The organism is Duganella sp. 1411 (genome assembly GCF_017833525.1).
In the GTDB taxonomy this organism is placed as follows: domain Bacteria; phylum Pseudomonadota; class Gammaproteobacteria; order Burkholderiales; family Burkholderiaceae_D; genus Rugamonas.
In genome coordinates this window covers 347450-373664 of sequence record NZ_JAFICD010000001.1, presented here as the reverse complement: position 1 = coordinate 373664, position 26215 = coordinate 347450, and the positions used below count along the sequence as shown (strand labels likewise).

The following is a 26215-nucleotide window of genomic DNA, read 5'->3' as shown; positions in this document are numbered from 1 at the left end:
AGAACTATACCCCCGAACAGCGGGGAAAGTTAAAATAAATACATCGCCTGTGGCGGAAAAGCTCACACCAGGCCCGCCGCAGCGCGCATGAACCGGGTTTCTCGCGGCCAGTATTGTCCATGTCGAAAGTTTCGCCTATGATGATCAATATTACAACGGATGCCCCGCAAAGCAGCCTGTATCGCCCGACGGAGCACACCACTTCCAGGAGGAGCAGATGACATCGCCTAACAACGATGGCGGCGCGGTGCTGTCCCACGACCTCACCGACATCGCCGACGACGTACCCAGCAACGCGGTGGAGCTGGTGATCGACGAAAAGGTGTTCGGCCTGCGCATGGTCGACACCCCCGAGGGGCGCAACAAGGCCAGCGTGCTGATCAACAAGATGTATTCGTGGCGCGGCTATGGCACCCACACGCTGTCGGACGACCCCAACCGCGTCACGCTGACCTCCACCCACAAGGGCGAAGTGGTCGGCACGCTGACGCTGGGACTCGATTCGCCGATGGGCATCCTGGCCGACCAGATCTTCAAGGAGGAGATCGACGCCTTCCGCGCACGCGGCTGCAAGGTGTGCGAACTGACCAAGCTCGCCTTCGATCCCACCGTGCAATCGCAGGCGCTGATGGCGTCACTGTTCAATCTGGGCATCATGTACGGCCGCGACGTGCACGGCTGTTCCGACCTGTTCATCGAGGTCAATCCGCGCCACCGCCGCTTCTATCAACAGATGCTGGGCTTCAAGCAGCTGGGCGAGCTGAAGAGCAACCCGCGCGTGGACGCGCCCGCCTGCCTGCTTTGGGTCAGCTTCGCCTACATGAGCGAGCAGACCGCGCTGTGGGGCGGCAAGGGCAAGCAGGCGGCCGGCGGCGAGCGCTCGCTGTATCCGCTGTTCTTCTCGCAGCGCGAAGAGGCCGGTATCGTCAACCGTCTGCGCGACATCAACTGACAGCGAAAGAAGTGTCGATTTTCTTTACAGTCTTGATTTTCCGCAAACGGACAACCCGCCTAACCAATTGATTTTAAACAAAGTATTTGTGAAATGAAATGCTGGCCCGAATCATGCTTATGTGACACTAGACCGGATCTCTCGGTTACGCGCAACAACGAGGCATATCAACAAGGGGAGCATCAATGAAAAACTTAAACTTTAGCAAGCGCCTGTCGCTCATCGCTTCGGGTATCGCACTGGCCCTCGGCATGGCGTCCGCGCAGGCGTCGCCCGTCTTCGCGATCGATCCGTCGGCGCTGGGGCTGGGCGGTCCGGTCGGACCGATCCCGGTCGACTCCATGTACGGCGCGGCGTCGCAACTGCTGCACACCATCGGCAACACCCACGAGGCGGCCGGTTACCTCAGCTACAGCACCTTCGTGCTGAACGGCTCCAACCTGGGTGCGAACATCACCGGCCTGAATTTCAATTACGGCATTTATCTGACCTTCACGCTGAAGGACGTGGTGACCACCGGGACCATCAACCAGGCCAACAGCATCAACACGCTGACCGAACTGAGCTTCAACATGTACGCCGATCCGGGCAACGCCAATACGTTCCACCAGGCGACGCTGGCCAACGAATCGTCCATCGACGGCACGGCCGACGACATCCCGCTCGCTTTCGGCGACCTGGTGCAAGGCACCTCGTCATTCAACAGCTTGCTGGGCGCCGCGCTGAACGCGAACACCACCTTCAACCTGACGCCCCAGGGCAAATTGTTCTTTGTCGATCCGGTGCCGTTTTACGACCTGATGTTCAATGCCTTCAACAACACCACCCAGGCCCCGGTGTTCGGGCCGAACGGCCTGGTCGCCATCAACGCGGCCGGCGTGAGCGACTTCAACCGCGTGCCGGAACCGGGCTCGCTGGCGTTGCTGGCGCTGGCCCTGCTGGGCGTGCATGCGGTCAATCGTCGTCGTCAAGCTTGATGTGCCCGGCGGCGGCTCCCGTGGCGGCGTACCACGGGAACCACCGCCACCCCGAAGCTGGCGGGTGGTCCGGCCCGCAACAGTCAACCGTGGAGACCTCTCTTCAAGATGAGCGTAACCAAGCAAGTCATTGAACCCCTGCTGGAGGCGGCCCGCTGGGCGGCCTCGCCGGACAATATGCAACCATGGCGCTTTCGCTGGGACGGCGCGGCGCTGCGCCTGATGTTCGCCGGCCACGGCGACAACGAGGGCGCGTTCGGGATCGACAGTCCCGCGACGCTGCTGACTTTCGGCGGCGTCATCGAGAACGTCACGCGCATGGCCGAGGCGATCGGCTGTCAACTGTACGATATCGCCATCTTTCCGCCCGACGAAGACAAACACTGCGTGTTCCGCTGCCGCATCGACGCCACCGCCCCCGGCGCGCCGCCGGCCGGCTGGCGCACCCACCCGCTGTTCGGGCGCCACACCAACCGCCTGCCGTATGCGGACCGCGCCTTGCCCGACGAGACGGCGGCCGACATGGCGGCGTTGGCGCAGGGCGAGGCCCGCTGCCGCCTGCTGGTCGACCCGGCGTCGGTACAGCGCTGGGCCGGGCTGGTGCGCGATGGCTCGTCGTTGCGCTTTCGTAACCGCCTGGCGCACATCGCGCTCGACGCCAGCCTCAGGATGACCGAGGCCGAGGCCGCGCGCGGGGACGGCCTGGACGTCGCCACCTTCTTCCTGCCGCCGGGCGCCAAGGCGATGCTGTCGTACACGCGCAGCTGGCCGCGGATGGCCATGCTCAACCGCGTCGGCCTGTACAAGCTGTTCGCCTCCATCGAGGCCGATCTGGTGCGCAAAGGCCCGGCCCTGCTGCTGGTGACCGGTGCCGCCGGCCGCCAGGGCGCGCTCGACGCCGGCCGGTTGCTGCTGCGGGCGTGGACCCGGCTCAATCAGTTGGGCCTGGCGGTACAACCTTATTATGTGGTGCCGGACCAGGTCTTCCGGCTGGCCGACGGCACCGTCCCCGAGGAGTCGCGCGCCGAGGCGCAGGCGCTGGAGCGGGCCAGCGCGGCCGCGCTGCCGCCGGGCACGACGCTGTATATGGTGCTGCGGGTGGGTTATCCGAACAAACCGGCGGTGCGCTCGCGCCGCCTGCCGCTGGAACAGGTGTCGGCCATCGCCGCGGCGCCGTCCGAGCCGGCCGCCGGCTGATTGTTACCGCCTACTTCTTCGGCAGCGCCGACGACGCCAGGATAGGCGCGGCGCCCAGATCGATGCCGTGACCTTGACGTGGCGGCATCCGGCCCGGCGCTTCCGTGGCCGGCGCCGGCGCGCGCCGCGCGGGCGTGGCCACCAGCGCGGACAAGGCCGGGCCGATGCTGTCGGCGCGCAGGATGGAGTCGACCGCCACCTGACGGATCGCGCTGGCCGGCATGTCCGGGCACAGCGCGTCAAGCGGGTCTTGGGCGATGGCGGCGCCGCCGGCCGCCTTGATCGCGCGCAAGCCTTCGGTGCCATCGTCGAGGAAACCGGACAGCACGATGCCGACCACGCGATGTTGGAACGCTTGGGCGGCCGACAGGAACAAGGGATCGATGGCTGGACGCATCAGGTTGGGATTGCCGCCGTCGGTCAATCTGACTTTGGCCTTGCCGTCGTCGTTGACGATGGTCAGGTTCAGGCCGGGTGCGGCGACGAGAATGGCGCCGGCTTCGGCGTACTGGCCGTCGATGGCGTGGGCCACGGGCAGGCGGCAACGTTTGGCGAGGACGTCGACCAGGTCATTGCCTTGCGGCGGCACGTGCATGACGATCAGCATGGGCGCGGAAAAGTCCGAAGGCAACTCCGCACAGATCGCCTCCAGTGCCGGAATACCTCCCGAGGAGGCGCCGACCACCACTACCCGTTCCATCATCGCCCTCCTTGGCCGCAGGTCGCCGGCAAAGGAAATTGCCGAAACTCAAGGAAATTATACCAAAGACTTTCAGAAGTGCATTAAGTCGTCAGTATGGGCCTGGACGAGATTTTTTTCTGTACGGTGGCCCGCTTAGGACGGCCAGGAGGAGATAAGGTATTCAGTCCGGCACTTTTGTTTTTCCGTTCATGCTATGGCAAAAAATATGTGTCAATCGCTCTAGATAATAATTAATTATATGGATTGCTCCAGTAAAGGTATTGCAGGAGGCTGAATTGTCGCTAGGAGCCGGACGAAGGCACCCGTTGTGCGCGCCGCGCCAGGTTCAGCGCCAGCCGCAGCTGGAAACGTGGCGCATCGAGGTCCCACGGCGTGAAGCGCGGCAGCTGGTACAGGTCGCCGCAGCGCCCGCCCCACGCGGTCGACACCGCGCCCTCGAAGCCCAGTTCGCGCACGATGCCGACATGTTCGGCGCGGTAGTCGACATCCGGCTTGCCGTTCGGGTAGGCGAACAGCGGCACCGGCGCCCCCAGCAAGGTCTCCAGGCGCTGCTTGCCGGCGGCGATCTCGTCGCCCGCCTGGCGCGCCGGAATCGCCGCCAGGATCGGGTGGTTGACCGTGTGCGCGCCCACGCCCATGCCGGCCGCGTGCAGCTGGCGCACCTGGCCGCTGCTCATCATCAGATCTTGCGGCAGCGCGTAATCGGCCTCCCCGGCCAGCCGCTCGACCAGCGCCAGGCGCTCCTCCATCGGCAGATACTTCAGATGGCCGATCAGCGTGCCGATGGCGGCCCGCCGCGCCGCCACGTCGCCCAGCGGCAGCCGGCCCAGCCCCGCCGTGCGCGCATCGAACAACGCACCCGGCGCCCGCCGTACCAGCTCGATCACGGTATCGTTCCACATGCGGCCACCGTCGAGGAAGCCGGTGGCGACGAAGAACGTCGCCGTCAGGCCGAAGCGCTGCAGGATCGGCAGCGCCTCGACGGCGTTGTCGGCATAGCCATCGTCGAAGGTGATGCAGGCCGCGCGCGGCGGCAAGCGCCCCGCCCGCGCCAGCCGCACCGCGTCCTGCAACGCCAGCACGTTGAACGACGACTTCAGCAAGCCCAAATGACGGCTGAAAGCCTCGCGGTCTATCTCGCCCGGGAACAAGGGGTCGGGCGCGGCCAGCACCCGGTGGTAGATCATGATGCTCAGGCCGCGCCGCCCGCCCGGGGACAGCAACCGCAGCAGCGGCCGCACCGGCCAGCCGCCACGCGGCGGCGCCGGCCGCGCGTCGGCGGCGGTGTTGGCGCCGGCGCTCATGTCGGCGCCACGCCGGCGTCGGCGTGCAGATCCGCGCGGCGCGCCGCCAGCGGACGTTGCGGCGTCGCCTGGCGCGCGACGATCATCCTGGTCGCCACCATGGCGGTCATGATCAGGTATGGCACGTCGAAGTACGCCAGGCTGAGGAACGCGCCGCCGACCGCGAAGCCCACCAGGCTCACTTGCAGCATGGTGGCCAGCCGCAGCGCCCATTGCAGCTCCGCCACCCCGGCGGCCTGGCGCACGATGGCCGCGCCGGTGCGCCACACCATCACCCCCAGCGCCAGATACAGCGCCAGGCCGATCCACCCATGCTCGCCCAGCACCTGGAAATAGATGCTGTGCGCCGCGTGCACGTCGAGCGGAATCGGCGCGTAACGGGCGAACACCTGGCCGTCGTAGATCTCGAAGCCGCCGCCCAGCAGGCGGTCGTTGGCCAGGTTGAAGGCCATGCGCCAGGCGTTGATGCGCCCCATGGCCGAACTGTCTTCCTGATAGGTGTTGATGGTATCGATGCGCTCATGCCATTGCGACGGCATGAGCAGCACCAGCAGCGGCACGGCCAGCGCCAACAGCACGCCGAGCGGCGCCTTGTTCTGGCTTTTGAGCCACAGCACGATGGTCATCGCGCCGATCGCCAGCGCCGCGCCGCGCGAATACGATCCCAGCGAGGCCAGCGCGCACAGCAGGATGGCGGCCAGCAGCGCGCCCTTGGCCCAGCGGGTGCGCATGTTCCCGATCAGGTAGTACATCAGCGGAATCACCACCACCAGCGCCAGCGCCACTTCGTTGTTCCCGTCGATGAACGTGCCCTCCGGCCCCCAGACGCGGAAGTTGCCACCGCTGCGCAAGGTGAAAATACCGCCCTTGACGCCATAAAACCCCAGCGACACCACCACCGTCCACACCAGCCACTCGATTTCCTGGCGCGTGCGCACCAACATCATCACCACCGCCGTCATGCCGAAGATCTTGTACACCTTGATCCACTGGGTGGTGACCACGTCGACGCCGTGGATCGAGAACAGTGACGTCACGCTCATCCACCCCATGAACCCCAGGAACACCCAGGTGACCGGGTGCGCCGGCAGCCGGAATTTATCCTTGTGCAGCACCATCGCGGCGACGATGGTGGCCGCGATCACCGCCGCGAACGGGAACGTGCGGGCGAACCCCCAGCCCTGCGAATGCGGATTCATGACGCTGATCCAGATCCACATGACGACCCCGAACGACGGCCGCTTGAAAATATAAGGCAGCGATCCGAACACCAGCAGCGTGACCAGCAAATCCCTCATGGCGCGGCGGCTCCGTAACGGCGCGCCGCGTCGACCTTGCTGACGACGTAGCGGAATTTACCGGAGGCCTCCGGCGCGATCGCCTCGACCCGTTCGACGGCGACGGCCACCCCGGCGCCGAGCCGCGCCCGCACGCCATGGGTGATATGGCCGGTCAACGCATCGTCGAGCGGCACGTCGATCACCACCTGCACCCGCGTCGATTGCAGCGATTCCTGGATGATCTTGAAGCCTTTCATGCCCTCGATGTCGCGCAGGATGTACACCAGCGCCAGGCCGTGCATGACGGTGCCGTCCTGCGCCACCAGGAAATCGGTGCTACGCCCCTGGATTTCCTCGAGCATCGGGAGACTGCGGCCGCAGCCGCACTGGCGCGTCGACAGCGCGCCGACGTCGCCGGTGCGGTAGCGGATGAACGGAAAATCGCCGCTGGCCAAGTGGGTGACGACGATCTCGCCGGTGGCGCCGGGCGGCAGCGGCCGGCCCTCGTCGTCGACGATTTCGACGATGATGTCCTCGGCGGTGATATGCATGCCGCCGTGCGGGCACTGGTGGGCGATGAAGCCGGCGTCGCGGCCACCGTAGCCGTTGGCCACCGCGCAGCCGAAGGTGCGTGCGATCTGCGCGCGCTGCTCGTCGTACAGCCGCTCCGACGTCACGAAGGCGACCCGGATGCCCAGGTCGTCCATGCGCTGGCCGCGCGACTCGGCGTGGCGGGCGATGTGCGACAGCGCCGACGGATAGCCGAACAACATGCGCGGGCGCCGCGCGCGGATGCGGGCGACAAAGGCGTCCAGGTTCGCCTCCGACATCTCGAACGCCGGCAGCAGCATGGTGCGCATCACGCGGTCACGCACCGCGCGGGCGCGGTCCTGCGCGCCCAGTTCGATCGGCGAGCCCCAGACCACGATTTCCGGGTCGCCGATGTCGACGTCCCACCAGCGCGTGGCGCGCCATTTGGCGGCGACGTCGTGGCTGACGCGCTCCTTGCCAATATAGAAGATCAACGGCTCGCCGCTCGATCCGCCGGTATTGAAGCGCGCCAGTTCGCCCGCGTCTTCGGCGCGCAGACCGGCGCTGTGGCGGCGTATCAGCGCCTTGTCGAGCAGCGGCAGGCGCGCCAGTCCGGCCAGCGAGCGGACGTCGCGCCGGGCGTCGAAGCCGATTTCGGCGAACAACGCGCGGTAGTACGGCACCTGCGTCTGCGCCCGCAGCAACAGGCGGCGCAGGCGTTCCAGCCGCAAGCGCTCCAGCCGTTCCGGCGGCCAGTACTCGGTATCGTCCATGCGGCGGCGCACCCGCACCGTGGAGTGGCGCTTGATCTGCTCCTGCAACGGAAACAGCAGGCCGGAGACGACCGCCGTGTACAAGCTGCGCGGCGGCAGCGGCGTCGAAGCCGGCGCGCCGGTGTTTGAGATGGTAGTCATATTTCGCTCCTGCCGGCGGCGGCGGGGCTGCCCGCCCTGCCGGCGTTGTCGATAACCGAGTGATAAACCTTCAACAAGCGCGGACGCACCTGCGCCCAAGTGTACTGCGCGGCTAGCTGCAGGCCGGCCTGGCGCAGCCGCCGCGTCAGCTCCGGCTCCGCCAACAGCTTCAACATCGCGTCCGCCATCGCCTGCGGGTCTTGCGGCGGCACCAGCAAGGCGGTGCGGCCATGTTCGACCAAATACGGCACGCCGCCGACATCGGTGCTGACCACCGCCACGCCGCCGGCCAGCGCCTCCAGCACGGAGTTGGGCATGTTGTCGACCAGGCTGGGGTTGAGCATGATGTCGGCCTCGCGGTACAGCGCGGCCATTTCCGCGTTGTCGACCCGGCCGGTGAAGCGCACCGCCTCGGCGATGCCCAGATGCTCGGCCAGCGCGGCCAACATGCCCGCCTCCGGTCCGCTGCCGGCGATCACCAGCCGCGCCGCCGGATAGCGCGCCGCCAGCAGCGCGAACGCCCGCAACGCGGTCTGGTTGTCGTAGATCGGTTCCAGGTGCCGCGCCACCAGCACCGACGGCGCCCTGCTTGCCGGCGGCGCGGCGTCGGCGGCGCCGAAGCGTTCCAGGTTGATCACATTCGGCACCACGATGCTATCGAAGCCGTGGCGCCGGAACACCGCCTCCAGATACCCGGACGGCACCACCAGGGCGGCGGCGCGGCGCAAGCTGGGGCCGACCCAGTCGGCGGCGCGCTGCAGGAACGCGTCGGCCTCGCCGCCCCGGTAGTTGACCACCACCGGGCAGCCGCGCAGCCGCGCGATCCAGATCGCCGGCGCCGCGAACAAATGCCAGGACCAGCCGGAATTGGCCATCACGTGCAGCAGCTGGACCTGGCCGCTCACGCGCCACAGCCGCCACAGGTAAGGCAACAGCCGCACGCCGGCGCGCAGCACCGGGATGCGGCCGGCCCAGGCCGGGGCGTATGGCGCGTTCATTTGCACCAGTTCGACCCGGTGGCCGTCGCGCAGCAGCAGCTCGTTCAATTGCAACGTTTGATTCGCCATGCCGCCGGGCGGCGGCGGCAAAGGTCCGATCAAGGCGATGTGCACCGGCGCCTCCATCACGCCGCCCGCTCCGCGTCGACGCCCGGATGAACGCTGTTGTAGACCGCGACGTAGCGCGCCACGCTGGCGGCCCAATTGCGTTCGTGTTCGACAAAGCGCCGGCCGCTGGCGCGCAACGCTTCCCAGCGCTGCGGCGCCGCCAGCAGCGCCAGCACCTGGTCGGCCAGCGCCTTCGGGTCGCCGGCGGCGAACAGCACGCCGGTGCGGCCGTCTTCGATCAATTCGCGGTGGCCGCCGACGTCGGAGGCGACCAGCAAACGCCCCTGCGCCATCGCCTCCAATGGCTTGAGCGGCGTGACCAGGTCGGTCAAGCGCATCTTCACGCGCGGGTAGACCAGCACGTCGGTCAGGTCGTAGTAACGCTGCACCTGGTCGTGCGCCACGCGGCCGGTGAACACCACGTGGCCGGCCACGCCCAGCGCCTCGGCCTGGGCGCGCAGGGCCGCCTCCTGGGCGCCGCCGCCGACCAGCAGCAGCCGGATGTCGGGACGGCGGGCGATGATTCCGGGCAGCGCTTCCAGCAGGATGTGCAAGCCTTCGTAGGCGTAAAACGAGCCGATGAAGCCCAGTACCACCTTGCCGTCCAGCCCCAGTTGCGCGGCCAGCGCCTCGTCGCGCGCGCCGCCGACACTGAAGTCGGCGATGTTGACGGCGTTCGGGATGACGGTCACCTTGCCCGGCGCGATGCCGCGCGCGGCGATATCGGCCCGCAGGCCTTCGCAGATGGTGGTGGCGGCGTCGACCCGGCGCAGCGCGTAGGTCTCCATCGCCCGCGTGGCGCGGTAGCGCAGGCCGCCGTCGCTGCTGGAGCCGTGGTCGACGGCGGCGTCCTCCCAGAACGCGCGGATCTCGTAGACCACCGGGATGCCCAGGCGGCGGCCCACGCGCAGCGCGGCGATGGCGTTCAGTGCCGGCGAATGCGCGTGCAGGATGTCGGGCCGCACCTCGCGCGCCACCTGCAGCAGGCGCGCCTCGAGCGCGTCGATCACCGCCAACTGGCGCAGCGCCGGCAGGCGCGCCTTGAAGCCGCGCGCGGCCGGCGTGCGGTAGAAATCCAGGCCGTCGACGCTTTCCTTGTCCTGCGTGCTGGCGCCCTGCTTAGGGCCGGTGATCTGGAAGGTTTGCCAGCCCAGCACGCGCTGCTGGCGCAGGATGGCGCGGGTGCGGAAGGTATAGCCGCTGTGCAGCGGGATCGAATGGTCCAACACATGAAGTATGCGCAGCGGCGCCGCCACGGCGCCGGCCCTGACGCTGGCCGCGCTCATGCCCGCAACTCCTTGCGCAGGAAGGCCTCGAACATCAGCAACGACCAGATCGGCGCGCTGTAGTCGCGCAGGCCGGCCTGGTGGTGTTCGTGCAGATGGCGCAGGTAGTCGGCGTTGAACATGCCGCTGTCGCTCAACAACGGCCCCAATAGCGCGTCGTGCACGCGCTGCTTGAGCGGGCCGCGGAACCACGCCGCCAGCGGCACCGAGAAGCCCATCTTCTTGCGGTACAGGATGTCGTGCGGCAGGTGCGCCTCCAGGCTTTTCTTGAAGATGTACTTGCCCTCCCCGCCCTGCAGCTTGAGCGACGGCGGCAGGCCGGAGATCCATTCGACCAATTGGTGGTCGAGCAGCGGCACCCGCACCTCCAGCGCGTGCGCCATGCTGGCGCGATCGACCTTGGTCAGGATGTCGCCCGGCAGATAGGTCTTCAGATCCAGATACTGCAGCAGCGACAGCGGATCGTCGGTCGGCGCGGCGTCGGCGTGGCCGCGCATGACTTCTATCGCGCGGTAGCCTTGCAGGCCGGTCTTGAAGCGATCGGAGAACAATTGCGCGCGCATCGCGTCGCTCATCAGCGTGACGCCATGGAAGTAACCCTCCACCAGGTCGCGCGACAGCGCCTCGAAGGTGGTCTTGGCGCGGAACACGCGCGGCGCCCAATCGGCCTTCGGATACCAGCGCCCCAGCAGGCCAAACACCGGCTTGCGCAGGCCGGCCGGAATGCGGCCGCGCACGCGGTGCTCATTCATCGCGTATCGGTAGCGGCGGTAGCCGGCCAGGTTCTCGTCGCCGCCGTCGCCGGACAGCGCCACCGTCACCCGCTGGCGCGCCAGCTGGCACACGCGGTACGTCGGAATCGCCGAGCTGTCGGCGAACGGCTCGTCGTACAGCCCTGCCAAGGTGTCGAGCAGCGCGTAGTCGTCGGTGCCGACGTTGCCGGTGTAGTGGTCGGTGCCGTGCCGCACCGCCACCTGGGCGGCGTAATCGGATTCGTCAAAGGCCGGGTCCTGGAAGCCGATCGTGCAGGTGTTGACCGGCTGGTCGCTCATGCCGGCCATCATCGCCACCACGGCGCTCGAATCGACGCCGCCGGACAGGAAGGCGCCCAGCGGCACGTCGGCCACGAGACGGATGCGCACCGCCTCGCGCAGCCGTTCGATCAATTCGTGTTCGACGTCGGCGCCGGCCATCGGCGCGTGCGGCGCGAACGGCACATCCCAGAATTTGACCGGCGCGGCCAGCGGCGCGCCGACCTTTTGCGTCAGCGTGTGGCCGGGGGCCAGCTTCAACGCGCCCTGGTAGATGGTGCGCGGCTCGGGGATGTAGCCGTAGGCGAAATAATCCTCGACCGCGCGCGGGTCGATGCGCCGCTCCAGGTCCGGCAGCGACGCCAGCGCCTTCAGCTCCGAGCTGAAGGCGAGGAAGCCGTCGGTCGTCAAACAGTAATACAGCGGCTTGACGCCGAGCCGGTCGCGCCCGAGGAACATCACTTGCTGGTTGCGGTCCCACAGGCCGAAGGCGAACATGCCACGGAAGCGGTGCACGCAGGCCTCGCCCCATTGCTCCCAGGCGTGGACGATCACCTCGGTGTCGCAGCGGGTGCGGAACACGTGGCCCAGCGCCTTCAGTTCCACCGTCAGCTCGCGGAAGTTATAGATCTCGCCGTTGAAGCACACCATCACCGAGCCGTCCTCGTTGCCGAGCGGCTGCAGGCCGGCGGCGAGGTCGATCACCGACAGGCGCCGGTGGCCGAAGCCGATGCCCGGCTCCAGGTACAGGTCGGCCTCGTCGGGGCCGCGATGATGCTGGGTCTCGTTCATGCGCGACAGCACCGCGCGGTCGATCTCGCGCTTGCCGCCTATATCCATGATGCCGACTATTCCGCACATGATGCCACCCGCCTTTTGAGTTTAAGTTTTCGTTCGCATAGTTCGTCGTACAGCGCCTGGTAGGCAGCCACCATCGCCTGCATGCCGTAATGGCGCGTCACGCGCAGGCGCGCGGCCAGTCCGTGTTCGTGCACCAGCGCCGGGCCGCTGACGTAGCGCTCCAGCGCGGCGGCCAGCGCCTCCGGGTCGCCCGACGGCACCAGCGCGCCGGTGGCGCCGTCGGCCACCACCTCCGGCACGCCGCCGACATCGCTGCCCACCACCGGAACCCCGCTGGCCATCGCCTCGAGCGCGGCGCCGGGCGTGCCCTCGGCGATCGACGGCAGCGCGAACACGGTCAGCCCGCGCAGGATGGCGGCGACGTCGTCGCGCTTGCCCGGCAGCCAGACGACATCGTTCAAGCCGGCGCCGTCGGCCTGCGCGCGCAGCGCCGGCAGCAGCGGGCCGTCGCCGATCACCGCCAGCCGCAGCCGACCGGCCAGGTCTGGCCGGCGCGCGCGCAAGGCGGCGAAGGCGGCCAGCAGCAGCGCGTGGTTCTTGACCGGCTCGACGCGGCCAACGCTGCCGATCACCAGGCAGCCCGGGCCGAAGTGGCTTTCCAGCGGTCCGATCTGATCGGCCGCCATGGCCGGGCGGTAGCGTTCGGTGTCTATGCCGTTCGGCAGCAGGCGGCTCTTGCGCGCCGGCACGCCGATGACGTCGCGGTTCCAGGCCAGCATCTCGGCCGAATTGGCGTAGCAGTGGTCGTAGAACGGGATCATCAGCCGGCGCAGCAGCCGGTGCTTGCGGTTCAGTCCCCTGGGGTCGGCGGCGTCGCGGCCGTGGGCGCCGTTGATGCGCACCGGCACGCCAGCCAGCAGCGCGGCCGGCGCGTATTCGATGGCCGACAAGTTGTAGGTGTGCAGGATCTCCGGGCGCAGCTTGCGCAGCAGGCGCCACAGCGCGGCGTGGGTCGACAGCGCCAGCCCGGGCGGCTTGTCGAGCGCGTACAGGGCCACGTCCTCGCGGCTGATGCGCTCGGCGAACGCGGTGTAGCCGGTCAGCGCCACCACCGCGTGCCGGTAACGTCCGGCCGGCATGCGATTGATCCGTTCGACCATCAGGTTCTCCATGCCGCCGAAGTCGAGCCGGTAGATCAGATGGACGATCAGCGGCGGCATCATCGCGTCGCTCCGGCGGGGGCGCGCACCCGCGCCAGCGTGGCGTCCAGCGCGCCCAGGTTGTCGGCGAGGAAGGCGCGCAGCGCGGCGCGGGCCGCCTCCGGATGCTCGCCGGCGTCGTCGAGCGGCGCGAACAGCATCACGGCGGCGCCGTCGTCGCTGCCGCTGAGCACCCGCTGCCTGATCTGCAGCAGCTTGCCCATCGTGTCGCTGGTGGTGGCGCGGCCGTCGATCCAATACCACTGCCACACCAGCAGCGCGCCGCCGGCGCCGTGCAAGGTCCATTCGCGCACGGCCAGCGCCTCGTTGCGCACCGCGCCGCCGGTCAGGTTCCACGGCGAGTCGACCATCGGCGTCACCCGGTTGGTCGACGTGATCAACTTGCTCGCTCCGCTTTGATGGCGGTAATACAGCACCGACAGGCCCACTTTGCGGTCCTGCTGCGCGTAATAGCGGCGCAATGAAGCGGCCGGCGCGCCGAAGCCGGGTTGCCACTCGGTGAACGCGGGGATCAGCGGCGCCCGCGCGGGGAAGCTGTCGAGGCCGGTCGGCGGCGCCAGCTCGCCGGGCCGGTGCAGATAGCCGGCGTAGGCGGGCCACACGCCCAGCACTGCCACCAGGGCCAGCGCCATCGCGCCGATGCGGGCCGGCGCCGGCGCGGCGGCGGGCTTGGATGCCGACGCCATCGGCGTCGCGGCAGGCGGACGGTCGCGCCAGCGCGCGCCGATCAGGAACAGCGCGAAGATGACGATGCCGAAGAACAGCCAGCCGTACAGCAGGTGATCGACCCCGACCGCCACCGTCATGTCGCTCAGGTGCCCCAGCATCACGATCATATAGGCGCGCAGGCCGTTGGCCAGGATCGGCAGCGTTACCGCCACCGCCACGAACAGCAGCCGCTTCCACCAGCGGGTATAGGTCATGTAGGCGTACAGCACGCCTGCCGTGACCGAGGCGATCAGATAGCGCAGCCCGCTGCACGCCTCCACCACCGACCACGATCCCGAAGGCAGCCGGAAGTTGTTCCCCTCATGCAGCACCGGGATGCCGGTCAGGCGCAGCGCGGCCACGGTGAAGTTGGCGGTGATCGTCATCAGCGGTTCGATCAGGCTGTCGCCGACGGGCACCGCCAGCAGCAGGAACAGCAGCGAAAACGCCAGCACCCGTGCCATGCGCGGGCCCAGCACAGCCAGCGCCGTCAGCGGGAACATCGCGACGAAGGCGTACTGGCGCGCCACCTGCACCTCGCCCAGGTCGGCCAGCAGCCAGACCATGCCGCAACCGGCCAGCGGCAGCAGCGCCGGCCAGTACGGCGCCGGCGTCAGCGCCCGCAGGCGCTCGCGGCGCTGCCAGGCCAGCCACAGGCTGATCGGCACGATCAGGTAGCCGTGGGCGAAGGTTTCCGAACGCGCCCAGATCTCGACGATGGACAGCGCCGTGCTCCAGTACGCGGCCAGCGGCAGCAAGGTCAGCAACAGCGCCCATACGGCCACCGTGCTCGACGCGCCGGGGCTGGCGCGGCGCGCGCTGCCCAGGGTGGCGCCGGCGCTGTGGGAGGTGCCTGGAATCGCGCTCATGTCAGGCGCTCCGTGGCCACGGCTGGGCCCGGCGTTGTTCCAGCAAGTCGGACACGGACGCCAGATTGCTTTCCCATCCATACATTTTTTCGACCTTGGCGCGCGCCGCCGGGCCGATGGCCGGATCGGGCGCGCCCAGATAAGCGAGCGCGGCGCGCGCCAGCGTGGTGGCATCGTCGGCCAGCAGCAGCTCGCGGCCGGGCACGGCGTCGATGCCCTCCAGCGCCTGGGGCGACACCAGCACCGGACGCGCCATCGCCATCGCCTCCAGCACCTTGTTCTGGATGCCGCGGGCGATGCGCATCGGCGCCACGCACAGCGCGGCGTGCGCCAGATAGGCGCGCACGTCCGGCACGGTGCCGGTCACCAGCACGCCGGGCAGCTCGGCCAGCCGCTGCACGGCCGGCGCCGGCCGCGAGCCGACGATGCAGAACACCACGTCCGGCGCGGCCGCGCGGATCGCCGGCAGCACCTCGCGCGCGAACCAGCTGACGGCGTCGACGTTGGGCCAGTAATCCATGGCGCCGGTGAACGCCAGCACGCGCGCGCCGGGCGGATACGGCGACGGCAGCTGGTGCGCCGGCGAGAAGTAGCTGGTATCGACGCCGTTGCTGTAGTGGCCGATGCGGGCGGCGCTCTCCGGCGCCAGCGTGCGGAACAGCTGCGCCTCGGGCGCGGAGACGAACAGCGACGCATCCCACGCGCGCGCCACCTGGCGTTCGTAATCGAGCAGCAGGCGCGCCTCGCGCTGGTAGACCTGGCGCATCGGCCAGCGCTTGCCGGCCGCGTACTGCCGCCATTTGTCGGAATCGACGTCGACGAAATCCATCACCCGCCGCGCCGATGGATGGGCGTCGGCGTACTGCGCCATCGGCGACGAATAGCAGACGATGCGGCTGATGCCCTCGCGCCGCACGGTGTCGTCGACCCAGCGCCGCAGCCCCGCGTCGCGGTAATAATCACACGACAGCGCCCGGCCGCCGGCCAGCGCCGGCAGGCTGCGCAACCGCGCCCGCAGCGGATGCAGCGCGGCGAAATGGCTGCCTGCGCACATCGCTTGCAGGCGCGGCACGTGGCGCCAGTCGTCGGCGTCGTCGACGAAGGCGCCCAGGTACACTTGATAACGGGCGCACAGGTGGCGCAGCAAATGGTACGAGCGTATCTTGTCGCCCTTGTTGGGCGGATACGGGATGCGGTGCACCAGAAGCAGCAGTTTTTCCACGGCTCAGCCCAGGTTCTTGACGATGTGCGGTCCCAGCACGTTGGCCACCGGCAGCGGCAGGCGCCGCCACATCGCGATGAACATGCGGTACTTGGGATTGAGCGGATTGTTCTCCGGCACCGCCGACGCCTTGATCAGCTTGACCTCGTAATCCAGCGGCTCCGGCTCGAAGCCCCAGTTCTTCTTGAAGTCGAAGGCCCCCGTGCCCAGCTTGCTGCGGCCGAAGTCGAACAGCCGCATGCCGCGCGCGGCCGAGGCCTGCATCAGGTTCCAGTACATGAAGTCGTTGCCGGCCAGCGCGCGCGCGTTGTCCAGCCCGCCGCCATAGTACGGCAGCACCTGTTCGCGGAAGAAGAAGCTGAGCACGCCGGCCACCAGCGCGCCGTCATGGGTGATCACGCGCACCTCGCAATCGTCGCCAAAGGTTTCCTTGAGCAGCGCGAAATAGCGGCGCGAGAACACCGGCGTGCCCAGCCGGTGGACGCTGCGCGCGTAGGCGGCGTAAAAGCGGCCGACATCCTGATCGACTTCGCCTTGCAGGCCGAATTTGATGCCCTTCCTGACCATGGCGCGCTGCTTGCGCGGGATGGCGTTCATGTTCTGTTCGTCGTCGGCGACGATCGCCTTGCGGAACGTGACATACAAGGGCTTGACCAGCCAGTCCGGATCGCCGGGATGGGCGCGCTCGATGTTGCGGTATTCGAGATGGCCGACGCCCAGCTCGCGCGCCAGCGCCTGCGCGGCCTGGTCGAGCATGGCGCGCGCCTGGTCCGAGCTGGCGGCGATGCCGCCGTAGACGCAGAACGGCAACGCCCCCAGCCAGTGGCCGAACACGCGGCCGCGCACCTCGCCCAGCGGCAGCACGCCTTCGATGACGCCGTCGCGCTCGACATAATAGAACCATGTGCGGTGGCCGAACGCCTGGCGCAGCACGCGCTGCCAGCCGGCGCGGTGGAAAAAGGTCGCCTGCGGGCACTGGTCGACGTAGGCGTCCCAGCGCGCGCAGTCGCCCTCCTCCATCAGGCCCAGCCGAAGCGGCGTGGCCTGCTCCCTGGCGAGGTGGGCCTGTTCCGACAGCGCGCTCATGCGGCCCCCAGGAACAGCCGGTCCATGCGGTCCCAGGCGAAATCGCGCGTCAGCGCGCGGATGCGCCCGTCCATGCGCTCGAGGTTGACGTAGTGGCGGAAACGCGTCTTCCATTCCAGGCCCCGCGGACGCGGCTGGCCGGGATCGAGTTCCCACGGATGGAAGTAGAAGATGGCCGGCTGGCCGTCCTGCCGATTGACCGTACGCATCATCCAGCGCGACATCGCGTACGGCATCAGCCGGAAATACCCGCCGCCACCGGCCGGCAGGTTGCGGTTCATCACGCGCACGGTAGTGATCGGCACCTCCAGCAGGCCCTGGTCGCCGTTCGGGTAGAAGGCGAAACGGGGCGCGTCCGGCATGCCGTAGTGGTCGTGGCGGATCGGGTAGATGCTCGAGCTGTAGCGGTAGCCGGCCTGCTGCAGCGCGTCCAGCGCCCACAGGTTGGCCGGGCCGATCGAAAAGCTGGGGGCGCGGTAGCCGCACACCGCCTGGCCGCCGATGTCTTCCAAAATGGCCTTGCTGGAACTGATGTCCTGCAAAAACGCGGCGTGGCTCTGGTCCGACGCGCGCAGGTGGCCGTAGCCGTGGCTGGCCAGCTCGTGGCCGGCGTCGACGATGCGCCGCACCAGCCTGGGGTAGCGCTCGGCGATCCAGCCCAGCGTGAAGAAGGTGGCGACCACGGCGCCATCGTCGAGGATGGCGAGGATGCGGTCGACATTGGCCTCGACCCGGCATTCGCGCTCGGCCCAGCTGTCGCGGGCAATGTGCGGCGCGAACGCCGACACCTGGAAATAATCCTCGACGTCAATGGTCATGGCGTTGCGCACCGGAAGCTGGATGGCGGTCATCGCGCGCCCTCCTGTCGCTCGGCCAGCCAGCGCTGCATGATCTGGACGATGCGGCGCGCCGCCTGGCCGTCCCAGTAGCGCGGCACCCGTCCGGTCTTGCCAGCGCCGCTGAGCACTTTGTTGTACTCGGCCAGGATGCGGCCCGGGTCCTGGCCGACGATGGTGTTGGTGCCCTGCTCGACCGTGATCGGCCGCTCGGTGTTGTCGCGCAAGGTCAGGCATGGAACGCCCAGCGCGGTGGTTTCCTCCTGCATGCCGCCGGAATCGGTCAGCACCACGCGCGCGCCGCGCATCAGGCCCAGCATCTCGAGGTAGCCCATCGGCGGCAGCGGCAGCATCGACGGCTGGTCGAGCAGCTCGCCGAGGCCGGCGCGCTCGATCACGGCGCGCGTGCGCGGATGCAGCGGGAACATCACCGGCGTGCGGCGCGCAACGATCAGCGCCGTCTCCAGCAGGCTGCGCAGCACCTCCGGCCGGTCGACGTTGGACGGCCGGTGCAAGGTCAGCACGGCGTAGCCCTCCTCGCCGTCGGCGAACTGCGGCCGTCCGGCCTGCGCCGCGATGCTGGCGGCCGGCACCGCGCGCGGCAGGTTGTTGACCAGGGTGTCGATCATCACGTTGCCGGTGAAGTGGATGCGCGATTCCTCGATGCCCTCGCGCAGCAGGTTGTCGCGGCCGCTGGCCTCGGTGGTGAACAGCAGGTCCGACAGCTGGTCGGTCAGGATGCGGTTGATCTCCTCGGGCATGGCGCGGTCGCGGCTGCGCAGGCCCGCCTCCACATGGAACACCGGCACGCCGCGCTTGTTGGCCACCAGCGCGCAGGCCAAGGTCGAATTGACGTCGCCCACCACCAGCACGCCGTCCGGCGCCACCTCGTCCATGGCCGGCTCGAACTTGCGCATGACCTCGGCCGTCTGCTGGGCGTGGCTGCCGGAGCCGACCTCCAGGTTGATGTCCGGGTCGGGGATGCCCAGCGCCTCGAAGATCTGGTGGTTCATGGCGACGTCGTAATGCTGGCCGGTGTGCAGCAGGCGCGCCTCGCAGCCGGCGGTCGGCTCGGCCAGCGCGGTCATGATCGGCGCCATCTTCATGAAATTGGGGCGCGCGCCGACCACGCAGAGAATACGGAACTTGCGCGCGGGCGTGTGGTCGTCGGTGGGGCTCATTCGATGTTGTCCATCTGTGGCAGGTTGGCGGGCGTGGCGACCAGTTTGCGCAGCACGTGCAGCAGCGACACCATCGAGCGCTCGACCCGCACCAGGCGCTCGTCGATCGTGCCGCGCGAAACCGTGCCGCCGCTGGGCGGCCAGACGTCGGTGGCGCCGGCCGGCGACTCCATCGACGGCGCCGCCTCCGGACCGTCGGGCACGGCCATCTCGTCGCGGATGTCGCGCAACACCGTGGCCACCTCGGCCTCGGTGAACGTGTCGAGCTCTTCGAGAAAGCCCATCAGCAGCAGCCGGTCGCACACATGGTTGGTGGTGCGCGGGATGCCGCCGGCGTAGGCGTGGATCGCGGCGTGGGCGCCGTCGGTGAAGCACGGGTTGCCGCGCCAGCCGACCGTTTGCAGCCGGTGCTCGATGTAGGCGCGGGTTTCGTCGGCGTTCATCGGCCCCAGGTGGTAGGTGGCGATGACGCGCTGGCGCAGCTGGCGCAGCTCGGGGCTGTTGAGCGTGGTGCGGAACTCGGGCTGGCCCAGCAGGAAGGTCTGCAGCAGCGAGCGCTCGTCGGACTGGAAGTTCGATAGCATGCGCAACTCCTCGACGGTGCGCGCGGTCAGGTTCTGCGCCTCGTCGACGACCAGCAGCGCGCGCTTGCCCTGCTTGTCGCAGTCGCGCAGGAACTGTTCCAGCCGCACCAGCAAGGTGCTCTTGCCGCCGGCCTCGGCCGGCAGGCCGAACGCCGCCAGCACCATGCGCAGCGTGTCCTCGGTGTTGAGGTAGGTGTTGGTGATCTGCGCGGCGACGATCTCGTCGGCCGGCAGGCCGTTGAACATATTGCGCATCAGCGTGGTCTTGCCGGCGCCGACCTCGCCCGTGATGACGATGAAGCCCTCGCGCTGCGACAGGCCGTATTCCAGGTAGGACATGGCGCGCTTGTGCCCCTGGCTGCCGAAAAAGAAGTGCGGATCGGGGCGCAGCTGGAACGGCTTGGCGCTGAGCCCATAATATTTCTCATACATCGCGGGCCTGGCTCCTCAAAAGCGTTGGTTGAGATGAAACACGATGGCGTTCTCGCGGTAGCCGCCGCCGGCGCCGGCTACGCTGCCGGTCTGGCGGCGCAGTTCGATGTCGCCGTCGAGCTGGCGGCCCAGCTGGCGGCTCAGCGCCAGCCGGAAGGCACGGTTGATGCTGGTCGCGTTCTGCACCAGCGAATCGGCCTTGTTGACATTGGCCGACAGGTTCAGCGAGCTGCGCGGCGAGAGCCGGTAATTGAACGTGGCGTTGCCGCCGCGCTGGTGGCTGTTGTCGTTGAGGCTGCCAAAGCGGCTGCCCAGCAAGGTGCTGTCCGACTGCACCGACGACAGCGCGTTGCGCCGCTCGTCCGTCACGCTCAGCACCAGCACGCTGTGCGCCAGGGTCCACGCCATCGACGCCGAAAACTGCTTTTGCAGGATGTAGCGGTTGCTCAGGTAGTTGACGCTGTCGGTCAGCGTGCGCGGCAAGCCGTTGGCGCGGATGAAGGCGTCGATCGCCTGGCGCCGCTGCGCCGGATCGGGGATGGCGCCGGCGTACATCCGGTCGAGCAAATCGGCGGTGGACACCGACGCCGGCAGCAGGAACTGGTCGCGCGAGGTGGTGACGTCGGTTGCGTAGCGCACGCTCCAGGCGGTGGCGCGGGTGCGGTGCACGGCGTCGAGGTGGTAGCTGTCGCCGAAATAGCGCTTGCCGACGCTGGCGGTCACGCTGGTGCGGCTCGACGGCGTCCAGCCGAAGCCGACCGACCACGACTTGCCGGTCGGCGAGTCGCCCGCCTGCGATTCGTATCGGTACTGGTCGCGGCCGACGCTGGCGGTCAGGCGCAGCGGCGTGGCGATCAGGTAGGAGCCGTTGAGCCCGACGTTGCCGCTGATGGTGGTCGGGCCGACGCCGTCCTCGAGCCGCTGGCGGTAGTATTGCAGCCCCCAGCCGATGCGCGGGCCGACCTCGCCGCCGAGCGAACCCTGCACGCTGTCGGCCTTGCTGTGGTTGAAGCCGGCGCTGTCGGCGCTGACCACGTCGTGGGTGTAGCGCAGGTCGGCGCTCGCGAGGCGGCCGAAGCGGTGCGTCAAATACGGGCTCAGGCTGTAGTTTTTGACCTTGGCGCTGTTCTCGGTCAGGTAGGTGTTGTCGGCCACCGGCGGGCCGAACGCCGACACCGCCTGCTGGCGGTAGGCGCCGGCGGCGTCCAGGTACAGCAGGCCGGCGACGGCCTCGGCGTGCAGCTTGCCGTTGAACTGGTGCGACAAGCTCTGGTTGGCGGCCGGGTCGTCGCGCGAATAGGCGTACAGGTGGGCCTCGTAGGCGGCCAGCAGTTGCAGGCGCGGGCTGTCGTCGCGCACGGCGATGCCGGGCGTGAGCTCGCTGATCCACAGGCCGCGCGCCTGCTCCGGCGGCGCCAGGCTGACGTTGTCGGTGTAGGTCTGCTGGAAGCGCGCCGACGGCTCCACCTTGAGCTCGGCCCGGCACGCGGGCGCCAGCAGCAACGCCACCGCGGCCGCGGTGGGCAGTGGCAGCATGGCGGCGCCCAGCGCGCGGCGGCGCTCAGGACTGACCATTGTGATAACTATAATTGTACTGGTAGTCATACGCCGCCGTACCGGGGAACTCGCGGGTCTTGTTGTACACCAGGTTGACGTTGTTCAAGCCCTCCAGCTGGCGCAGCGATTCCTGCACCGCGTGCTGGCTGGTCTTTTCCGCCTCGACCACCACCACGATCTGCCCCATGTGCGCGGCCAGCACGTGCGCCTCGGTGGTCAGCAGCAGCGGCGGCGAATCGAAGATGATGATGCGGTCCGGGTAGCGCCCGGCCATCTCGCGCAGCAGGTTGGCCATGGCCTGGCTGGCCAGCAGCTCGGTGGCGCGGGCGTTGGCGGCGCCGGCCGGCAGCAAGGTCAGGCCGTCGATGTTGGTGTGCAGCAGCAGCTCCGACATGTCGGCGCGCTCGTCGAGCAGCAGCTCCATCAGGCCGCGCTGGCCCGGCAGGCCCAGGGTGCGCAGCACCGACGGCCGGGCGACGTCGGCGTCGACCAGCAGCACCGTGTGGTCGAGCTCCATGGCGATGCTCATGGCCAGGTTAATGGCGCAAAAGGTCTTGCCCTCGCCGGGCAGCGAGCTGGTGATCATGATCAGGTTGGCCGGCTTGTCGCCGCCGTGCTTGGGCGAGAAGGCGCGCGTGATCAGCGGCCGCTTGATCACCCGCACCTCTTCCATCAGCGGGGTGCGGGTGCCGGCGGTGATGAAGCCCATGGCCTGCATGCGCGCCGCGTCCAGCTCGATGTTATTGCCGTTGCCGCGCGCGCGCAACACGGCGGCGGGCGACTGCCCCGCCGGCGCCGGCCGGAATTTCGCCGGCGGCACCGCAGGCGGTGGCGGCGGTGGCGCGGCGGGCGGTGGCGGCACCGCCACGTCGTCGTGGTCGGCGGCCTGCATCTGCGCCTGCCGCGCGGCCGCGTCCTGGTGCATGCGGCTGGTGGCTCGTTCGATTATGCTCACGGACACTCCTGGTTTCGCTGGTGAAGCAGGCCAGGTTGCGCACCGAAGCGCCGGCCTGACTGATTGAATTAACGGTGGAGCCAGAGCACCGACGCCATGACCCCGCCATAACCGCCGAAGAACAGCGTCACGGCCAGGCCGAACGCGTACAGGCGGCGGCGTCGCTTGAGGCGCTGGGTGTCGGTCCAGGCCATCGAAATGCTGCCGAGGATGGGCACGCCGGTGGTCTCGCGCAGCGCGCGCTGGGTGACGAAGGTGGGCCGGATCTGGCTCAGCAACAGCGCCGAGCCCAGGCCCGCCAGCAGCGCGCCGGCGAACACCATCGAACACAGCCGCGCGCGGTTGGGGCCGACCGGCTTGACCGGCGCGCTGGGCGGGTCGATCACGCGGATGGTCATCATGTCCGACGCCGAGCTCAGGTCGCCCGACAGGCGCGCCGACTCGCGCCGCTCGACCAGCTTGGAGTAGTTTTCCTTGTTGATCGCGTAGTCGCGGTTGAGCTGCGCCAGTTCCGCCTCGACCTCGGGCGCGGCGGTGCTCATCGCGCGCAGGCTGGCGACCCGGCTGCTGTACTCGCGCACCCGGGTCTGCAGCGCCGCCAGCCTTGCCTCCTCGACCGACAGCGCCACGTTCATCTGCTGCACCATCGGGCTGAAATTGGCGCCGGCGGTGCGCACCTTCTTCGACGCCTCCTCGCGCTTGCGCGCCTTGAGCTGCTCGATCAGGCGCTTGGCGCCGGCGATGTCGGGATGCTCGTCGGTGTATTGCATGCGCAACTGGTCGAGGTTTTTCTCGAGCGCCTGGATGCGCCCGTCAAGCTCGGGGTTGGCGTCCTCGCTCGGGGTCGCACCCAGCACCGGCGCCGGCTCCTCGCCCATGATCTGGCGCTTGATGGCGTTGCGCGACTGCTCGGCTTCGGCCGCCTCCAGGCGCGCCTGGTTGAGCAGCTCGGTGGTCTCGGCCAGCTTGCTGGCGTAGTCGCCGCCGCGGCCCGACATCAAGGCCATGTGGCGGATCTTGAAATCCTTGAGCGCGTTCTCGCCGGCCGCCAGTTTTTCCTCGTAGCTCTTGATCTGCTCGGCGATGAAGGAGATGGCCTTGTCGGAATCCTGCTTCTTGCCGCCGACGCTGCCCTCGACGAAGATGGTCAGCAGCGATTGCACCACGTCCTTGCCCAGCCGGGGGTCGGGGTTGGTGTAGGCGATGGTGTAGATGTCGTCGTTGCCGGTGCCGCTGATGCTGATCTGCGAGGTCAGCTCGTCGATCAGGCGTTCCTTGTCGTTGACGCTGCGCGTCTTGATGTCGAGGTCGACCATGCGGATGACGCGCTCGACGTTGGGGCGGCTGATCAGGGTACGGCGCATGAACATCACCTGTTCCTCGATGTTGGGCATGGTGGTCATGCCCGCCATCAGCGGCTTGAGGATGCTCTGGGTGTCGACATAGACCCGGGCCGTCGATTGGTACTCGTCGGGCATGCGGTACACCACCGCCCAGCCGATCAGCCCAACCACCCAGGCCACCGCCACGGCATACCAGCGATACTTGCCGAGCGCCTTCAGGAACGTCAGCAGCAATGCACTCAATTCCGCCATCATCTTGCCTCGCCAAGTGCGCGCCGATCCTGGTCTGGAAGGCCGGTGCGTCGATTATCAAAACAACATTTCTATGAATCATAGTACAACGGATCATTTCTTTGTTATTATTTTTTACACACTCGACCACACCGTTGCAATAAATGGACATTCGCGTTGTTGCAAAAATTATCCGATGGTGTAGATTTCCCGCATGACCAAACTCCCCTCCCCGTTCAACGCCCGGCGTGGCGCCCTGTGGCTCGCGGCCTCGCTGACGTTGCCGCTGGCGGCAGCGTCGGCGGCCGACCTGCGCGAGACGGTGGCCGCCGTCAAGCGCTCGGTGGTGGCCATCGGCAGCTATCAGCCGACCCGCTCGCCGGCCATCGTCTACAGCGGCACGGGCTGGGTCACGGGGGACGGCCTGAGCGTGATCACCAACGCCCACGTGGTGCCCGAGGCGCCCGATCTGGCGCGCCAGGAAAGCTGGGGCGTGGTGGTGGCCGACGGCGACAATGTGCGCTTTCGTCCGGCAACGTTGGCCGGACGCGACACCGAACACGACCTGTTGCACCTGCGCCTGGCCGGCACGCCGCTGCCGGCGCTCAAGCTGGCCGATTCCGACAGCGCCGCCGAGGGCCAGGACCTGGCGTTCACCGGCTTCCCGCTGGGCATGGTGCTCGGTTTGCACCCCGCCACGCACCGCGCGGTGCTGGCGGCGATCACGCCGATGACCAGCCCGGCGGTGACGTCGCGCCAGCTCGACGCGCGCGCCATCAAGGAGCTGCGGCGCCCGCCCGTGGTGGTGTTCCAGCTCGACGCCATCGCCTATCCGGGCAACAGCGGCAGCCCGCTGTACGACCCCGCCAGCGGCGAGGTGTTCGGGGTGCTCAACATGGTCTACGTCAAGGGCCGCAAGGAGAACGCGATCAGCGCGCCGAGCGGCATCGGCTACGCCGTGCCGTCCAACTACATCCGCGACCTGCTGCGCCAAAAGCCACAATAACTTTCTTGCCATGATCAAAACGACATGTCAAAATGAAAATATCGGCCCAACCAGCGCCGTGCCAGTTTTCTCCACCGCACTCCATTAAAGGACGACCGTGAACGCCCACCCTACCCCCACTTTCCACCGGCGCGCGCTGCGCCGCGTGCTGGCGTTGACCTGTGTATTGGCCTGCGCGGCGCTGGCCGGCTGCGCGTCGCAGCGGCCGCTGGCGGCCCCGGCCGAGACCTCGCCCGAGGTCGACTACCTGATCGGTCCGGGCGACAGCATCAGCATCAACGTGTGGCGCAATCCGGAGGTGTCGCAGACGGTGCCGGTGCGGCCCGACGGCAAGATCACGGCGCCGCTGGTGGAGGATCTGCCGGCCAGCGGCAAGACCCCGAGCCAGCTGGCGCGCGACATCGAAAAGGCGCTGTCGCGCTACATCCAGCAGCCGGCCGTGAGCGTCATCGTCAACGGCTTCGTCGGCACCTACGACCAGCAGATCCGCGTCATCGGCCAGGCCGCCAAGCCGCAGTCGCTGCCGTACCGGCGCGACATGTCGCTGATGGACGTGCTGATCGCCGTCGGCGGCGTCACCGAGTTCGCGGCCGGCAACCGCGCCAGCATCGTGCGCAAGGTCGACGGCAAGCAAGAGAAGTTGCCGGTGCGCTTGAGCGACCTGATCAAGGACGGCGACATCTCGGCCAATGTCCGCATGTGGCCGGGCGACATCCTGATCATTCCGGAGAGCTTCTTCTAGGCCGGTCGCGGTGTCGGGATTCTTTACAGTCGCCGCCACGGCGCCGGCGGATTCGGCGCCGCTACCATCGAAGCGGCCATAAGTGTTTGATTTTAATCGAGGGCGCAGCGGAATTCGGTGTCGGGAATGAAACTTGCATGATCTGGCGCAGACCAGTAAAA

The 26215-nt window shown here is 68.3% G+C and carries 22 protein-coding genes; 5 read left to right on the top strand and 17 right to left on the bottom strand.

Features of this window, described 5'->3' with window-relative positions; genetic code table 11:
• The first annotated feature begins 217 nt into the window (after positions 1-217).
• From JOD97_RS01490 to JOD97_RS01480, 3 genes are all read left to right on the top strand, one after another.
• Positions 218-952 carry a GNAT family N-acetyltransferase gene (locus JOD97_RS01490; protein ID WP_229264142.1) on the top strand — a complete coding sequence of 245 codons (735 nt, stop codon included), beginning with the start codon at positions 218-220 and terminating at the stop codon, positions 950-952.
• Positions 953-1137: 185 nt separating this feature from the next.
• Positions 1138-1929, top strand: a complete 792-nt coding sequence (pepA, locus tag JOD97_RS01485; RefSeq protein WP_209712854.1) for a flocculation-associated PEP-CTERM protein PepA — start codon at positions 1138-1140, stop codon at positions 1927-1929.
• Positions 1930-2037: 108 nt separating this feature from the next.
• The gene (locus JOD97_RS01480; RefSeq protein WP_209712853.1) at positions 2038-3126 is read left to right on the top strand and encodes a nitroreductase family protein; all 1089 of its coding nucleotides are present in this window, start codon (positions 2038-2040) and stop codon (positions 3124-3126) included.
• 10 nt (positions 3127-3136) lie between these two features.
• Here the strand turns inward: JOD97_RS01480 and JOD97_RS01475 are convergent, their stop codons facing one another.
• The 17 genes from JOD97_RS01475 to JOD97_RS01395 all read right to left on the bottom strand — a co-directional run bounded on the left by JOD97_RS01475 (position 3137) and on the right by JOD97_RS01395 (position 24330).
• The gene (locus JOD97_RS01475) at positions 3137-3829 is read right to left on the bottom strand and encodes a chemotaxis protein CheB (protein WP_209712852.1); all 693 of its coding nucleotides are present in this window, start codon (positions 3827-3829) and stop codon (positions 3137-3139) included.
• 281 nt (positions 3830-4110) lie between these two features.
• Positions 4111-5133, bottom strand: a complete 1023-nt coding sequence (locus JOD97_RS01470; RefSeq protein WP_209712851.1) for a polysaccharide deacetylase family protein — start codon at positions 5131-5133, stop codon at positions 4111-4113.
• Complete coding sequence (locus JOD97_RS01465) at positions 5130-6431, bottom strand: putative O-glycosylation ligase, exosortase A system-associated (RefSeq protein ID WP_209712850.1); 1302 nt, start codon at positions 6429-6431, stop codon at positions 5130-5132. The genes JOD97_RS01470 and JOD97_RS01465 overlap by 4 nt, the downstream gene beginning before the upstream one ends.
• The gene (locus tag JOD97_RS01460) at positions 6428-7858 is read right to left on the bottom strand and encodes a phenylacetate--CoA ligase family protein (protein WP_209712849.1); all 1431 of its coding nucleotides are present in this window, start codon (positions 7856-7858) and stop codon (positions 6428-6430) included. Before JOD97_RS01460 ends, JOD97_RS01465 begins: the two co-directional genes overlap by 4 nt.
• Entirely contained in the window at positions 7855-8982 is a 1128-nt protein-coding gene (locus JOD97_RS01455) for a glycosyltransferase family 4 protein (RefSeq protein ID WP_209717033.1), read from the bottom strand. The genes JOD97_RS01460 and JOD97_RS01455 overlap by 4 nt, the downstream gene beginning before the upstream one ends.
• Positions 8982-10208: a TIGR04063 family PEP-CTERM/XrtA system glycosyltransferase gene (locus JOD97_RS01450; RefSeq protein ID WP_209717030.1), complete on the bottom strand. Its 1227-nt coding sequence runs from the start codon at positions 10206-10208 to the stop codon at positions 8982-8984. The genes JOD97_RS01455 and JOD97_RS01450 overlap by 1 nt, the downstream gene beginning before the upstream one ends.
• A 38-nt stretch (positions 10209-10246) precedes the next feature.
• A complete protein-coding gene (locus JOD97_RS01445) occupies positions 10247-12142 on the bottom strand; it encodes an XrtA/PEP-CTERM system amidotransferase (RefSeq protein ID WP_209712848.1) in 1896 nt (631 codons plus the stop codon).
• Entirely contained in the window at positions 12130-13305 is a 1176-nt protein-coding gene (locus JOD97_RS01440; RefSeq protein WP_209712847.1) for a TIGR03088 family PEP-CTERM/XrtA system glycosyltransferase, read from the bottom strand. Before JOD97_RS01440 ends, JOD97_RS01445 begins: the two co-directional genes overlap by 13 nt.
• Positions 13302-14879: an exosortase A gene (gene xrtA, locus JOD97_RS01435; RefSeq protein WP_209712846.1), complete on the bottom strand. Its 1578-nt coding sequence runs from the start codon at positions 14877-14879 to the stop codon at positions 13302-13304. Before xrtA ends, JOD97_RS01440 begins: the two co-directional genes overlap by 4 nt.
• A gap of 1 nt (position 14880) precedes the next feature.
• On the bottom strand, positions 14881-16101 hold the full coding sequence (locus JOD97_RS01430) for a TIGR03087 family PEP-CTERM/XrtA system glycosyltransferase (protein WP_209712845.1): 1221 nt from the start codon (positions 16099-16101) through the stop codon (positions 14881-14883).
• Positions 16102-16104: 3 nt separating this feature from the next.
• Positions 16105-17187, bottom strand: a complete 1083-nt coding sequence (locus JOD97_RS01425) for a FemAB family XrtA/PEP-CTERM system-associated protein (protein ID WP_209712844.1) — start codon at positions 17185-17187, stop codon at positions 16105-16107.
• On the bottom strand, positions 17184-18038 hold the full coding sequence (locus JOD97_RS01420) for an XrtA system polysaccharide deacetylase (protein WP_209712843.1): 855 nt from the start codon (positions 18036-18038) through the stop codon (positions 17184-17186). The genes JOD97_RS01425 and JOD97_RS01420 overlap by 4 nt, the downstream gene beginning before the upstream one ends.
• On the bottom strand, positions 18035-19204 hold the full coding sequence (wecB, locus tag JOD97_RS01415) for a non-hydrolyzing UDP-N-acetylglucosamine 2-epimerase (protein WP_209712842.1): 1170 nt from the start codon (positions 19202-19204) through the stop codon (positions 18035-18037). Before wecB ends, JOD97_RS01420 begins: the two co-directional genes overlap by 4 nt.
• Positions 19201-20220: an XrtA/PEP-CTERM system-associated ATPase gene (locus tag JOD97_RS01410; protein WP_209712841.1), complete on the bottom strand. Its 1020-nt coding sequence runs from the start codon at positions 20218-20220 to the stop codon at positions 19201-19203. The genes wecB and JOD97_RS01410 overlap by 4 nt, the downstream gene beginning before the upstream one ends.
• Positions 20221-20235: 15 nt before the next feature.
• Positions 20236-21795, bottom strand: coding sequence for a TIGR03016 family PEP-CTERM system-associated outer membrane protein (locus tag JOD97_RS01405; protein ID WP_209712840.1), 1560 nt, complete (start codon positions 21793-21795; stop codon positions 20236-20238).
• Positions 21782-22732, bottom strand: a complete 951-nt coding sequence (locus JOD97_RS01400) for an XrtA-associated tyrosine autokinase (RefSeq protein ID WP_373999767.1) — start codon at positions 22730-22732, stop codon at positions 21782-21784. Before JOD97_RS01400 ends, JOD97_RS01405 begins: the two co-directional genes overlap by 14 nt.
• A 68-nt stretch (positions 22733-22800) precedes the next feature.
• Positions 22801-24330 (bottom strand): XrtA system polysaccharide chain length determinant, encoded by a 1530-nt coding sequence (locus tag JOD97_RS01395; RefSeq protein ID WP_308937219.1) that lies wholly within the window; start codon positions 24328-24330, stop codon positions 22801-22803.
• A gap of 190 nt (positions 24331-24520) precedes the next feature.
• On the opposite strand from JOD97_RS01395, the gene JOD97_RS01390 reads away from it, so the two are divergent.
• Together JOD97_RS01390 and JOD97_RS01385 are read left to right on the top strand one after the other, a co-directional pair.
• On the top strand, positions 24521-25312 hold the full coding sequence (locus JOD97_RS01390) for a S1C family serine protease (RefSeq protein WP_209712839.1): 792 nt from the start codon (positions 24521-24523) through the stop codon (positions 25310-25312).
• A gap of 181 nt (positions 25313-25493) precedes the next feature.
• A complete protein-coding gene (locus JOD97_RS01385) occupies positions 25494-26054 on the top strand; it encodes an XrtA/PEP-CTERM system exopolysaccharide export protein (RefSeq protein WP_229264296.1) in 561 nt (186 codons plus the stop codon).
• Positions 26055-26215: the final 161 nt, after the last annotated feature.

Bases quoted from the DNA above. Each gene is read 5' to 3' on its own strand.
- JOD97_RS01480 (WP_209712853.1), top strand. From the start codon at position 2,038: ATGAGCGTAACCAAGCAAGTCATTGAACCCCTGCTGGAGGCGGCCCGC.
- pepA (WP_209712854.1), top strand. From the start codon at position 1,138: ATGAAAAACTTAAACTTTAGCAAGCGCCTGTCGCTCATCGCTTCGGGT.
- JOD97_RS01465 (WP_209712850.1), bottom strand. From the start codon at position 6,431: ATGAGGGATTTGCTGGTCACGCTGCTGGTGTTCGGATCGCTGCCTTAT.
- wecB (WP_209712842.1), bottom strand. From the start codon at position 19,204: ATGAGCCCCACCGACGACCACACGCCCGCGCGCAAGTTCCGTATTCTC.
- JOD97_RS01405 (WP_209712840.1), bottom strand. From the start codon at position 21,795: ATGGTCAGTCCTGAGCGCCGCCGCGCGCTGGGCGCCGCCATGCTGCCA.
- JOD97_RS01440 (WP_209712847.1), bottom strand. From the start codon at position 13,305: ATGATGCCGCCGCTGATCGTCCATCTGATCTACCGGCTCGACTTCGGC.
- JOD97_RS01490 (WP_229264142.1), top strand. From the start codon at position 218: ATGACATCGCCTAACAACGATGGCGGCGCGGTGCTGTCCCACGACCTC.
- JOD97_RS01390 (WP_209712839.1), top strand. From the start codon at position 24,521: ATGACCAAACTCCCCTCCCCGTTCAACGCCCGGCGTGGCGCCCTGTGG.
- xrtA (WP_209712846.1), bottom strand. From the start codon at position 14,879: ATGAGCGCGATTCCAGGCACCTCCCACAGCGCCGGCGCCACCCTGGGC.
- JOD97_RS01445 (WP_209712848.1), bottom strand. From the start codon at position 12,142: ATGTGCGGAATAGTCGGCATCATGGATATAGGCGGCAAGCGCGAGATC.
- JOD97_RS01470 (WP_209712851.1), bottom strand. From the start codon at position 5,133: ATGAGCGCCGGCGCCAACACCGCCGCCGACGCGCGGCCGGCGCCGCCG.
- JOD97_RS01455 (WP_209717033.1), bottom strand. From the start codon at position 8,982: ATGGAGGCGCCGGTGCACATCGCCTTGATCGGACCTTTGCCGCCGCCG.
- JOD97_RS01410 (WP_209712841.1), bottom strand. From the start codon at position 20,220: ATGTATGAGAAATATTATGGGCTCAGCGCCAAGCCGTTCCAGCTGCGC.
- JOD97_RS01460 (WP_209712849.1), bottom strand. From the start codon at position 7,858: ATGACTACCATCTCAAACACCGGCGCGCCGGCTTCGACGCCGCTGCCG.
- JOD97_RS01395 (WP_308937219.1), bottom strand. From the start codon at position 24,330: ATGATGGCGGAATTGAGTGCATTGCTGCTGACGTTCCTGAAGGCGCTC.
- JOD97_RS01475 (WP_209712852.1), bottom strand. From the start codon at position 3,829: ATGATGGAACGGGTAGTGGTGGTCGGCGCCTCCTCGGGAGGTATTCCG.
- JOD97_RS01420 (WP_209712843.1), bottom strand. From the start codon at position 18,038: ATGACCGCCATCCAGCTTCCGGTGCGCAACGCCATGACCATTGACGTC.
- JOD97_RS01425 (WP_209712844.1), bottom strand. From the start codon at position 17,187: ATGAGCGCGCTGTCGGAACAGGCCCACCTCGCCAGGGAGCAGGCCACG.